Source organism: Bacillus sp. FSL R9-9492 (assembly GCF_038007365.1).
GTDB lineage: Bacteria > Bacillota > Bacilli > Bacillales > Bacillaceae_G > Bacillus_A > Bacillus_A mycoides.
On record NZ_JBBOXC010000001.1, the window covers coordinates 2,845,651 to 2,858,131 of the forward strand.

16 protein-coding genes are annotated in these 12,481 nt (G+C 34.4%); 3 read left to right on the forward strand and 13 right to left on the reverse strand.

The genetic code is table 11. The features are described from left to right. Positions 1–35: 35 nt before the first annotated feature. Positions 36–371 carry a hypothetical protein gene (locus tag MKY70_RS14445; protein ID WP_002085171.1) on the reverse strand — a complete coding sequence of 112 codons (336 nt, stop codon included), beginning with the start codon at positions 369–371 and terminating at the stop codon, positions 36–38. Between the two features lie 11 nt (positions 372–382). Then, on the reverse strand, positions 383–1,552 hold the full coding sequence (locus MKY70_RS14450) for a ParM/StbA family protein (RefSeq protein ID WP_002013097.1): 1,170 nt from the start codon (positions 1,550–1,552) through the stop codon (positions 383–385). Between the two features lie 209 nt (positions 1,553–1,761). Here MKY70_RS14450 and MKY70_RS14455 point away from each other — a divergent pair, with 209 nt between their 5' ends. Next, positions 1,762–2,166: a hypothetical protein gene (locus MKY70_RS14455; RefSeq protein WP_002127690.1), complete on the forward strand. Its 405-nt coding sequence runs from the start codon at positions 1,762–1,764 to the stop codon at positions 2,164–2,166. A gap of 41 nt (positions 2,167–2,207) precedes the next feature. On the opposite strand, the gene MKY70_RS14460 is transcribed toward MKY70_RS14455, so the two are convergent. The 6 genes from MKY70_RS14460 to sleB form a co-directional block, all read right to left on the reverse strand. Further along, positions 2,208–2,744, reverse strand: coding sequence for a DUF1697 domain-containing protein (locus MKY70_RS14460; protein ID WP_088033642.1), 537 nt, complete (start codon positions 2,742–2,744; stop codon positions 2,208–2,210). A gap of 164 nt (positions 2,745–2,908) precedes the next feature. Beyond that, on the reverse strand, positions 2,909–3,406 hold the full coding sequence (locus MKY70_RS14465; RefSeq protein ID WP_033709200.1) for a GNAT family N-acetyltransferase: 498 nt from the start codon (positions 3,404–3,406) through the stop codon (positions 2,909–2,911). A gap of 27 nt (positions 3,407–3,433) precedes the next feature. Further along, on the reverse strand, positions 3,434–3,790 hold the full coding sequence (locus MKY70_RS14470) for a hypothetical protein (RefSeq protein ID WP_002165674.1): 357 nt from the start codon (positions 3,788–3,790) through the stop codon (positions 3,434–3,436). A 104-nt stretch (positions 3,791–3,894) separates the two neighbouring features. Continuing rightward, complete coding sequence (locus tag MKY70_RS14475; protein ID WP_002085166.1) at positions 3,895–4,491, reverse strand: YhcN/YlaJ family sporulation lipoprotein; 597 nt, start codon at positions 4,489–4,491, stop codon at positions 3,895–3,897. Between the two features lie 26 nt (positions 4,492–4,517). Then, positions 4,518–5,858, reverse strand: a complete 1,341-nt coding sequence (ypeB, locus tag MKY70_RS14480) for a germination protein YpeB (RefSeq protein ID WP_002032722.1) — start codon at positions 5,856–5,858, stop codon at positions 4,518–4,520. A gap of 15 nt (positions 5,859–5,873) precedes the next feature. Next, positions 5,874–6,653 carry a spore cortex-lytic enzyme gene (gene sleB / locus MKY70_RS14485; RefSeq protein WP_002032721.1) on the reverse strand — a complete coding sequence of 260 codons (780 nt, stop codon included), beginning with the start codon at positions 6,651–6,653 and terminating at the stop codon, positions 5,874–5,876. A gap of 145 nt (positions 6,654–6,798) precedes the next feature. Here sleB and MKY70_RS14490 point away from each other — a divergent pair, with 145 nt between their 5' ends. Next, positions 6,799–7,131: a DUF3889 domain-containing protein gene (locus tag MKY70_RS14490; protein WP_002013085.1), complete on the forward strand. Its 333-nt coding sequence runs from the start codon at positions 6,799–6,801 to the stop codon at positions 7,129–7,131. Between the two features lie 56 nt (positions 7,132–7,187). Here MKY70_RS14490 and MKY70_RS14495 read toward each other — a convergent pair whose 3' ends face one another. The 5 genes from MKY70_RS14495 to kynU all read right to left on the reverse strand — a co-directional run bounded on the left by MKY70_RS14495 (position 7,188) and on the right by kynU (position 11,678). Then, positions 7,188–7,823: a Pr6Pr family membrane protein gene (locus MKY70_RS14495; protein ID WP_341024821.1), complete on the reverse strand. Its 636-nt coding sequence runs from the start codon at positions 7,821–7,823 to the stop codon at positions 7,188–7,190. 20 nt (positions 7,824–7,843) lie between these two features. Next, positions 7,844–8,761, reverse strand: a complete 918-nt coding sequence (locus MKY70_RS14500) for a serine hydrolase domain-containing protein (protein WP_088033639.1) — start codon at positions 8,759–8,761, stop codon at positions 7,844–7,846. 125 nt (positions 8,762–8,886) lie between these two features. After that, positions 8,887–9,726: a tryptophan 2,3-dioxygenase gene (gene kynA, locus MKY70_RS14505; RefSeq protein WP_044444363.1), complete on the reverse strand. Its 840-nt coding sequence runs from the start codon at positions 9,724–9,726 to the stop codon at positions 8,887–8,889. A gap of 33 nt (positions 9,727–9,759) precedes the next feature. Continuing rightward, positions 9,760–10,389 (reverse strand): arylformamidase, encoded by a 630-nt coding sequence (gene kynB, locus MKY70_RS14510; RefSeq protein ID WP_044444362.1) that lies wholly within the window; start codon positions 10,387–10,389, stop codon positions 9,760–9,762. 2 nt (positions 10,390–10,391) lie between these two features. Next, positions 10,392–11,678, reverse strand: a complete 1,287-nt coding sequence (gene kynU, locus MKY70_RS14515) for a kynureninase (RefSeq protein WP_107886815.1) — start codon at positions 11,676–11,678, stop codon at positions 10,392–10,394. A 159-nt stretch (positions 11,679–11,837) separates the two neighbouring features. Between kynU and MKY70_RS14520 the strand changes: the two genes are divergently transcribed. Beyond that, positions 11,838–12,449, forward strand: coding sequence for a TetR/AcrR family transcriptional regulator (locus tag MKY70_RS14520; protein WP_016101297.1), 612 nt, complete (start codon positions 11,838–11,840; stop codon positions 12,447–12,449). Positions 12,450–12,481 lie beyond the last annotated feature (32 nt).

The window sequence follows — 12,481 nt, forward strand, 5'->3', positions numbered from 1 at the left end:
GTATAGTGATGGGCTCTACCTATATTTTTCTATGCTTAAAAAAATGGACAATCTAACTGGTCAACAGATTCCCACGATTTTTTTTTTACATTTTCGGTGGATTTACTATTTTCTAGTGGTACGTGTTTAAATGGATTCATTTCAACTTTTAATAGAGATGATGGTTCTATATATAAAGAAAAAACATGGCTACTTGGCAAGGTTTTTGATACATCAATATCTCCTACTTGTTTAAATAATTGCTGGGCCGCAAAGAAAAAGAAATTAGTTGGATTAGATTGTTTATTAAGCCAAGCAATCATTTCAGGCGATACCGATTTATTAATATTAATTTTCACTCGATCACCACGTTTATATCGCCTAGATCGCATACTTCCACCAACTAACTTATCGTTAAGTTTGTAAACCCTAACTCTTTTTGCTTATGCTCTCTATATTTTGGCGAGCATGTATATACTAATAACCCACGAGCATTGGTGAATAACGGGTTATCTACAAAGATCACATTTTTCAAGCGTCCTTTTTGTTTCAAAATCATTTTTAAGCTATTTTTAATAATAACTGCGCCCCCACCATAAATAAATACATATGGATCGTCTTTCATATCATCAATTTTGTTAATAATATCCGTTGCGACACGTGCTGCTAAACCTAAAAATGCTGGCTGCGATTCCTCAACTAACAATGCATTTCTTGGGTGCTTTTCATTTAAATAAATTTGGTTAAATTCTGTAATGCTATCAATTGTTTTCGTAGGATATTTCCGATTCCATCTCGTAATAATTTGTAGTAACGTTTCTTTTACACCATATGATAATCCTTTACTTAATTGCGGACGGAAATTTACCCCTAATGAAACAACTTCTTCCGTTGTCCCCGCGCCAATATCAAAAGACAATAAAGTTTTATCTACAAAATCAATTTCTGAAACTTGATTTTGTTCACATTCTATTTTATGTTTCACAACATTTCCTTCCTCATCATATACAATCCCCCACGTCCCAGAAGCGCCTTCAGGTAGACATTTACAAAACTCAATAGAAACATTAATCGTAACATCGCGTCCATTTGGATAATGGAATATGACCTTGTGATTACCCATATACCGTTTCGCATTTTCAGCAGCAATTTCCTGTGTAATAAGTTGCATTGGAAGAGCAACAGATAAATCATAACGAATATTAATATGACTTGAAGTAGGGCTTTGACGCATAGCACTTATCGCTAAACCTGAAAGGATTGTAATGACCATTAACTCATCAGTAGATTTATTTGATTTTTTCTCCACTTCAGTACCTTTTAATTGATCTTGAATCACTTTTTCTCCAACGATGTATCGTACATTATTTAACATTAGCGATGGAGAACTAATGGTCACATCAATGTGATTCTCTAATTCTGACGATGAAACTTCACCCTCATCTAACAACCCCGTAGACTCACCTATATATAAGGAATAAATACTCGGAATAAAAATAGGTTCCTGCCCTTTCACCATTAACTTCAAACCATTATTTCCTGCATCTGCACCAGCTTTTAAAAGAATAGACATAACTACCCCCTAAATTAATCTGACATCCCTTCCAAATATATGCGAGCCCATTCTTTTACATTCAAATGTAATGTAATTTTTTCTTCATCCTTTAAACAAAATATCATAAACATTCACTTCATATGTAAAAAACGTTTGACATAAAACTTTTCCAATTTTATACTATGGATGTAAAGAGTTTTTTACAAAAGTGGAGGTGCAATTATATATTGAATACTAAAAAAATTATTTTTGTAATCATAACTTTATCTTTAATCGCTATACTTGTACATGGCACATACAAATACATAACTGAAGGTTCAATTTTGGGTGGGACAATTTTCGCTGCTTCTTTAATACTTAGTAATTTAATTAATCATATTACATGGGGAGATCCAAACGGAGTATCGAAAGAAAGTCAAGATGAGATGGGACAACAAATTACATATAAAAGCTTTAAAATCGCGTATTTTGTGCTTGTAGGTGTTATGTTCCTTATATTACTCTGCTCGGAAGGATTTTCTATGGGTTCCAATTTGGATGGTGTAAAAAACCTTCCACTCTTTATAGCACTCTGTTCATCCTTTCTTATTTTCCCTATTGTTGAACTCATTGTCGCCAAACAATATAAATAAAAAAAGTGGTTTTCTAAATGCAGAAAACCACTTTTTTATGTTTAAATACCTTCTGCTATTGCTTTCAGCTTATTCACAGTCCGCCAGTTCCTTACTGTAGCTGGCGTATGTAATTTTTGAAACTGGTTCATTAGTTTAGAATTACGAATGCTTTTTTTGAAAAATAAATACACTACTCTTCCTTCGATATGGCAATCTTCTATGTCACTTTTGTACATAAGTAACCGCTTACTGTCTTCTTCAGAAAGTGGATTAGCTAAAAAGGCCACATGTACACTTTCTCCTTCTAATAACGAATGGGTCTCGTAAGGACACTTTTTAATAATATTAATAAATTCATCATTTGCTCGTAACATGACTGGAACATTGAAATCAAAAACGTTGTTAATTTCACATTCAATTCGTTCCTTTAAAAAACTTATCTCTTCTTCTGACTCAAACACTACATTTCCACTTTGAATATATGTTTTCACTCTTTTTAACCCTATTGATTCAAACATTATTTTCAAATCTGCCATTTTGATTACTTTATGTCCACCTACATTAATTCCCCGTAGTAGTGCAATATAAATTGTCATATGATTACCCCTCACGTATTTAAATGCTTAACAATCGAATTGTTTTGCACCTTCATGCTTCTCGAATACTTACTTTAATACATCTAACATATCATGTACGGAAAATATCTCAAATTAAAAAACTTACTACATGATTTTTTTCAAGAGTAAGCTTTGTTATCTCATTATCTCGTTATAGGTAAATGTAATATGAATTGTTGTCCAATTGGTCCCATTCTTCTAAACCCTTTATCTTGAAATCCAACTTTCTCATATAACTTTTGTGCCGGAATATTTTTTTCATTTACAGCAAGAATCACTTCATTTTTTACTGGATAATAATATTTTACAAAGTCTTGTAATAACGCCAATGATTTTTTAGCATATCCCTTATTTTGTTTATTGTGATTAACGGAAAAAGAAGTTAAAAGTATGGCATCCTTATTTTCTGTAAACTCCTGTACCCTATCACCTGTTTGTAATATAAATACACCGACAGGTACTCCGTTATAGTCTAAAATAACAACTACATTTTTCGTTCGATCATTTTTCGCTTTCTCCAGTAATTCACCTGGATTCGCCGTAAATTGAACTTGTTCACTTGGTAAAGTAAATGATTGTATTATCTCTTTATACTGCTCCTTATATGGAACTAATTGTATTTCCCCTGTATGTATGTTCATGCTTAACTCTCCCACTCCTTCAAGTTATTAACTTAAACCTTGCTGTGTTTTAGAATGCACTTTTCCATCCAAAAATGTAATTTCAGCAAATGATTTTGGATCGTTTCCTTTCCAAGCAAAAATTTGCTTAATTCGTGTAGAATGTTCTTCTCCTTCTTCTATGAGTAAATCCCCTTCAAAACCGATTAAATCTTTCACTTCTAAATAAGTCATTCCTTCATTAATATTTGAGAAATGATTTATATTAATGGTCTCTTGCTTTTTATTTTCCGTTATAGTAGAAGACATAGCTGTTTTCTTCTTCACTTCTTTCTTCTGGTCACACGCTGTCATACTAAAACCTATGCATAAACTACCTAATATGAGTGCGCTTTTTTTCATCATAACGGTTGTCCCTCCCCTCATTATTAAACCATATATTCCCTTAAAAATAAACTGAATATTTAATCTTACAGAAAAACCCCGTACAATTTAGTACGGGGTTTTCACTATTTTTTCAAATGGTTATTTGACTGATCTTCTTGTTCTTTTCGTAGTTCTTGTTCTTCATCTTTTGGTAATTGTTTATCATTATCTTTAATCGGATTCGTTTCTCTATTTTCAATCATATCATTTGGAACTTGCGGCATTACTCGGCCAACAATTGCTGCTAATTCATCAAGTATGCCTTCACCAGTTTTACCTTTTTTAATTTGCTTGCCTATTTGTTTTAGTCTTTCATACGTATCAACATCTGCTACAACGACTGCATTTGCACCGTTCGGGTCATTCTTTAAACTTTCTGCAACAGAATACTTAATTGACTCAACGCGAGTTCGATCAAGTTTCGCTTTCACATCAATACCTACAACAGCATACTTCCCAACTACTACTGCTGTCGCATCGTTTACACCAGGTATACTTGCAGCTAAAGATGCCAGATGATCAGCTGCTTTTTCATTTGGCTTATTTGATTTATTTGTATACGTAACATTTTTCATCGAGACATTTTTTTGTTCTGGCTTTTCATTAGGATTGTCTTTTTTTCCAATGCTACATCCAGTAATAACGAAACAAAGCATTAACATATATATAATGATTTTCATTATTTTCACCACTTTATCATTGATGTTTAATCATAAATTTTCTCAACAGCTTGCATCTTCTTCACTTTTTCTTCTGCACCGCTATTTGCGTTAATGAAAATTTGGTACGTATCTTTCCCTAAAGTACCAATATATTCATAACAAAGTACTTCATTATGCAAGTCATTTACTACTACAGCTTTACGTTCTTCCATAACTTTTACATCGGGGTTAATTTTCTTTCTCGCCTCAGCAGCGGTTAGCTTCGCACTCGGAATCGTTCGTTTTTGATGTGATGCTAAATATTCCTTTGCGGAAAAACCAACAATCGACCCATCATCTAAAGCAATTTTCATTTGGATTGCTTCTGGATAAATACGCACTCCATTTTCATTTACAACGTACGTAAACACACCGATATTATCATATTGAGAACTATCAAACAGCTCCATATTTGTAAACTTGTGATCCTTTAAAAATGTTAATCCTTTACTTCCTGCATCATTTAAACTGATTTTTTGCTCTTTAATTTCTCGGTTGTTCATTACCCAAATTGGATATCCACCTTTTCCGGTAATATCCATATAATACTCATTGTTCGTTGCTGGATCTTGAATTTTCACACTGTAGAATGATTCTTTTGCACCTTTTCCACTTTTCTCAACTTCTACTTTTTCATTCCCTTTTAAGTTTAAAAATGATTTCGCGATTTTTTCCGCTTCCGCTTTCGAAATCGCCTTTCCTTTTGCTTCAAATCCGCCTTTTTTATTCTTTTGTGCACTTGTAAAAGTCGGTCCAAAGTTTGTGGACGAGTATGATGTTACATTCTTTTCTACCGTCTTTAATCCATCGATAATTGTGTTATCTGCTGGATCTTGGTTTGACGCAAGAGCCATTTCTACATCCATCCAGCGAAGATTATTTTTCAATACAAGATGCTGCACTTTTCTCAGTTCATCTTGTATATTTGCTGCATTTGAATATAAACCTTGTAACGTTTTATATTCTTGATCATTTAACGGATCTTTTTCTAAATCACGAACCGCTGCACGATAACTAAAATCACCGATATTCGCAAGGAACTCTTCCGTTTTATTAAATGGCATTAATGTTAAAGGTAATTGTCCTACATCAGAACGAGCCTCTGATGTTAAACGCCATACATCTACTAAAGCTGGCGATAATGAGGAACGTGAATTCATCGCCAGTGTTGTTCCAATTTTATCGTGTAATAAATCAACTTCATATGCTAAATCATGAAACGCACGCTGATAACTATTTTCCGCTCGAATTAATACTGCATTTTTCTCTTGATGCTCTTTATAGCCCCAATACCCTGTTCCGACTACACCTACTGTTAACAATACGATGATAATACCTCGTAACATGTTTCCACCTCCGCTCTATTTACAGAAAATATGCTTACCAATTTTTTTAATTTGTGGACGAGTCCAAATCCATTTACTTGTCGCAGTATCCGGGTTGAAATAATATAATGCATTCCCAGTTGGGTCCCATCCATTGATCGCATCTAATACGGCTTTTTTCGCATTTTCATTTGGCGTTAAATATATTTGTCCATCTGCTACTGCTGTAAATGCTCTCGGCTCAAAGATTACTCCTGAAACAGTATTTGGAAATGATGCACTTGTGACACGGTTTAAAATAACCGCAGCTACTGCAACTTGTCCTAAATACGGCTCACCACGGGATTCTCCGTATACAGCGTTTGCCATTAACTGAATGTCATTTTGAGAATAACCGTTTGGAACATTTGTCCCTGTACTTTTTGGCGGCTTATTTTCCTGTTTACCTCCACCACTGTTCCCTTTATTAGTTGTAGTATCTTTATTAGCGGTCGACTTATCATACTTCGTTGCCTTTACAAGCATTTGCTTCGTTTTAGCACCCGCTAAACCATCAACTGGCAATCCGAATTTTTGCTGAAAGTTTCGAAGTGCCCAATATGTACCCCATCCGAAAACACCATCAACTTTCCCCGTATAAAATCCGTTATATTTCAAACGAGTTTGCAGTTCAATGACATCTTCTCCAGATGCCCCTCTTTGAATCACTTGATTAGAAAAGGCTTCCACATTTTTGGTCTGTATACTACTTACCATTAAAGATAGCCCGATAAAAACAAGCAAAATCGCTATTTTAAAAACAGCTTTCTGACGCATGTATTTCCCTCCTTAATTACGGAAATGATTTCATGGTTATGTTTTGTAAAACCCTCGCTTTTATGTAAAGAAGACAAAAAAATCCAAACTTATATGCTTGAAGAAATATGTAAACAATATACAAAAAGAATAAAAGGAGCTTATTATGAAGCGATTCTTCGTACGTACAGCATTTATATTTTTTTTAATAACAACATGTTCAAATATACATACCGACCCATCTATTGTTCACGCACAGCCGCCATATGCAAAATGGGGTAAACTAGCCGTTGAAAAAACGAAAGAACAATATCCGAAAGCTGAGATTATCGATTACCTTCATATAGGTAGACAACCAAAAACTGTTCAAATAACAGTTGAAAAGTTTAAATTATGGCTACGTGAGGGTGGAAAAGAGTATGGTGTTTTTGTGGATGTAGAGTTTGATACGAAAACAGAGGAATTTTTAAAGATGTCCTTTCAGAAGACAAGTCGGTAAAACAAAAAAACCTCCGTCTTTACATACAGACAGAGGTTTCTTTATGTACTTCTTCCTTAATAAGGAGGATTATTTTTTATATGCAAAGATCGATTCCCTAACATTTTTACTAATCCGCAAATAGCTCCAATAACAACGGATATCCCTATACTATATAAAAATACTCTCCCATATCCACCTATTCTCGGATCTAAAAACGGATATGGGTACCAATTCACGAATGGCCCGCGTATTAAGCTATAGACAACATATAAAAGCGGGAAAACAAGCCAACTCGCAGCCTGTTTCCATGTAATGGTCTTCGTAGGTGGATTTATAACCCAATCTAAAATCATCGCTAACGGCATGATGTAATGAAGCACAGTATTTACCCACGGTATCGGTGTTTGAAGTGACTCTTCTAATCCCCTTAATAACAAAAAATAAATAAGTCCTGTTGTCAGTATGTATACTGTAGCTGCACCGCGAAGAACTCCAAACTGCTCGGAACGTCCAAATAGAGCTGTCCCCAAACTACTAAATAGTAGAATTACCGCAACTAAAATATTACTTTCAATTGTGCAGAAACTAAAAAAGTTAACTGGATTGAACGGTTTCACTTGTGCCCTTGTAACAAATTGAGTAATAAGTGCACTAAACGCTAGAAGACTTAATAACAGTCTATAAATCGCTATCATTTTTGCACTTCTCATAAAACACCTCATTTCTCTACTTATTTATGATTGGAATTCTCTTTTATATGTTCTATAAATAACTTTAATGGTACGAGGCCACGTTTTGGCATGTGACTACTAATTACAGCTACGAGCTCTAACTGCGGAATGATAATAATGTATTGCCCTCCGTATCCCATAGCAAAATACATACAATACGGTATGTGAAATCTTTCGTTATTTAATACCCACCAGTGATATCCATATGCTCCGACATGTTCATACGTTTCGAATAGAGCTGTACTTGATTGCTCTAACCATTTCGATGATATAATTTCATTTCCCTTCGAATATCCATTGTGCAAACATACTTTTCCTAATTTTAATAAATCTATAGATTTCATTTTCATACCAAATCCGCCAACATATATACCTTGCGGGTCTTGTTGCCACTCATACTCCGTAATGTTTAACGGCTCAAATAAATACTTTTTCGCGAACTGCTCCGTCGACATTCCAGTTGCTTGTTGAATGATGTAACTAAGTAAGTGAGAAGAACCTGAATTATAATTCATTTTCGTACCCATTTCTTCAATAAGCGGCTTTTCTAAAATGTATTGCACCCAATTGTCTGATTCCACAAAATCATTTGGGAAAACAACCCCATTTCCGAACTCTTTCCAATCTTCTCCTGTTGTCATCGTTAATAAATGATACAGCGTTAGTTCCCTCTTTTCCTCCGGCACATTTGGAATCCATGTTGTGATTGGTGTATGTATATTATTTATAAATCCTTTATCAATTGCGATACCAATTAATATAGATACGATACTTTTTGTAATCGAATTAATTTTAAATAATTCATTTGCACAGTCTATCGTTTTATAGTACTCAGTCGTTAATTCCCCCTTTTGATAAACAAGAAATGTATTAACCTTTTTCTTTTCAAATTTATTTTGTAATTGCTCGAAATTCAAGAAATCTTCCTCCATCTAAATGGTTATGTAATATTTATAGTTCATCTCGTTCTCTCTATTAAATCATATTTGTTATTAAAACAAAAAATAAACTTGCCAGCATTTAATAGCTGACAAGTTTATTTTTATAATTTCGTTCGAACGTTCCAAAGCTCTGGGAAGAAGCATTGATCAAGCACTCGCTTTAAATAAGATACGCCAGAAGAGCCACCTGTTCCCATTTTATGACCAATAATTCGTTCTACCGTTTTCATATGACGGAAACGCCATTGTTGTAGCCAGTCTTCAATATCGATTAATTTCTCTGCAAGCTGATATAAATCCCAATATTTCTGCACGTCCGCATATACTTCTATCCAAGCCGCTTCTACAGTTGCATCCTCTTCGTAAGGCTGCGTAATATCACGATTTAACACATCTTTATGAATTGGGAATCCTTCTTTAACAAGCGCTTGTATCGCCACATCATACAAACTTGGTGCATGAAGTGCTTTATGAAGACGAGCATGTAATTCTGGGTCCTTTTCATAAATCTTTAATGCATGTGGTGTTTTATAACCAAGTGCATATTCAATCATTCGATATTGATACGATTGAAAACCTGAAGCCTGACCAAGTGAATCACGAAACTCAATATATTCTGATGGCGTTAATGTCGCAAGAATATCCCAAGATTGAATAATTTGCGACTGAATTTTTGATACACGTGCTAACATTTTAAAAGCTGGTGGTAATTTATCTTGTTTAATAGATTCAATTGCAGCATTCAATTCATGTAAAATTAGTTTCATCCAAAGCTCACTCGCTTGGTGGATAACGATAAATAACATTTCATCATGATGATCTGATAATCTTTGTTGACTAGATAATAAGCTATCTAGCTGTAAATACTCTCCGTACGTCATATTCTCCTTAAAATCCGTATGAATCCCTTTTTCCATAATTACCTTTTCATTTTCTTTCATATTAGCTAAACGCCCCTTTGTGTTCATTTCTACTTATATTGGTCTAATAACAGCTCGAACTGGACTCCCATCCGCATCTGTTAATGCAAGTGGTAATGCAATAAGTTCGTAATCGCCGTCTACTACGTGATCGAGTACGACATTTTCTAAAATGTGAATTCCATGTTTAAATAATTGATGATGTGCTGCTAGTTCTTTATCATCTAAAGGATCAACAGATGGTACGTCCACCCCGATTAAACGAATTCCCTTTTCAGAAAGAAAGGCTGCAATATCTGTGCGTAAATGCGGGATTACATCTGGGAATTCATTTGCTTTACCATGTGAAGATGTACGTAATAACAATCGTTCTACACCTTCTAAATGAAAGTTTTCTAATTCCTTTTTCCCGATGCTTTCAAGATTAGAAACGTCAATGATTCGCGCTGGGCCAACATAAACTTGAATATCTAAATCCAACACTTTCTTACCGTCATTATCAAAATGAAAAGGTGCATCAATATGAGTACCTGTATGGATACTCATCGTTAACTTTCCGACATTTACTGAACCACTGTTTTCTTTTGACCATGAAACTTCATACGAGAACGGTGTATCCCCTGGCCATGTCGCGATATCATTATTTAGCGGTTGTGAAATATCAATCCACTGCGATATTTTCATGCTTACGCCACAACCTCTCGCTTATTTTCAAAGTTTTTATATTCGTCATTTTTCATAATTTTCTTTAAAATCTGTACAGAGTTCCATACTTCCTCATACGTATTGTATAAAGCAACAGGCGCAAGTCTAACTCCATTTGGAGCTCTAAAGTCTGGAATAACCCCATTTGCTTTTAACGCTTTACATATACGTGCCGCCTCGGCATGTTCTAAATAAATATGCCCGCCTCGTTTTTCATCCTCTAATGGATTTCCAATTGTAAATTCAAAGCCTTTTAATTCATGTTCAATTAAATCAAGCATATATCTCGTAATATGTAATGATTTTTCACGTAACTTTTCAATACCAGCTTCTTTAAAAATTTCAAGAGAACCGATTAATGGTGCAGTACTTAATACGTGAGGTGTCCCTATTTGATAAGCTCCAGCATGGTCAGCCGCAGTTAATGAATGCTCCATATCAAATTGCTTATCTTTTCTAGAACTAAACCAACCAGATAATCCTGGGAGTCTATTAAAGTGTTTATTATTTACATAAAGGCCTGCAACACCACCAGGACCTGCATTTAAATATTTATAATTACACCATACAGCGAAATCTACATCCCACTCTTTAAAATGATGCGGAATGGAGCCAATTGAATGACATAAATCAAAACCGATATGAATACCACGTTTATGAGCTTCAGCTGTTAATCGCTTCATATCAAGAATTTGTCCACTCCTATATAGTACAGAAGGCAATAATATTAAAGCGATATCATCGGTCATCGCATGAATAATATCATCTTCAGAAAGTGTTCTTCCATCTCGGCTTTTCACTCGTACTAAATGTTCATCTGGATCTAAGCCTTTTAAACGAATTTGACTCTGAAGTGCATAAATATCTGACGGAAAAGTTAATTCATCCGCAAGAATTTTTGTTCGTATTCCTTTTGGCTCATAAAACGTCGCAATAACTTGATGTATATTCGCAGTCGTGGAACCGGTTACAATCGTTTCTTCCGGTAAAGATCCAATAAGAGGTGCTGTCAATTCACCCAATTTCTCCGAAAGGAAAAACCATGGATGCTCACCTTCAGTCCATCCATCAATCCCAAACTCTTTCCATGAATCTAGCAAGGTAAGTAACGATTTCTCTGCTCTTTTTGAAAGCAACCCTAAAGAGTTACCATCTAAATATATTGTTCCTTCTTTTTTATAAAATTCAGATTGAAAATCTTTCAGTTCATCATGTTTATCACATTCAAGCGCATACTCATAAGTTGGTTGAAATGGTTCTTTATACATGGTGTCACCTTCTTTTAATTTTCTTTTTATTCTAACTAATTGAAATATATCACTTAAATTGATATAACGTCAATGATATTATGTCAGTTGACTTTATATACAAACTTCTTTTACAATACAATTATATTTTCAGATATTTCAGTATAAAGAGGTGATTCCTTGAAAAATTCTACTCTTTCAACAAGAAAACATCGCTCCTTAGAAACAAAAAAGAAACTATTACATTCCGGTTATACTATGTTTATAAAAAACGGATTTCAGAAAACTACAATCACGCAAATTATTAAACATGCAGAAACTGGTTATGGAACAGCATATGTATATTTTAAAAACAAAGATGCTCTCCTCGTCGTTTTGATGGAAGATGTTATGAATCGCTTTTATGATATTGCTGATCGCTCTTTTTCCCCTCAAACAAAGGTCGAAGCACGAGATATGATTCAGAATCAAGTGCGCGCTTTTTTACAGTTAGCACAAGAAGAAAGAGCTATATTACAAGTTGTTGAAGAAGCAATAAGAACCTCAAAAGAAATACGTCAAAAATGGGATGAGATTCGCGAACGCTTTGTAACACGGATTATACAAGACATTACCCATTCCCAGGAAAATGAATTAGTACGAACTGAGTTAAATAAAGAGATTGTCGCATGCGGCTGGTTCTCTATGAATGAAACGTTTCTTTGGACAATCGTGCAAAATGATAAAGAACTAGAATTAGAAGAAATTGTACATACTTTAACGGTAATGTATACGACGGGGTTATATAAATAGCACATTATAACCTCAAAAAACCGTTACTCAAT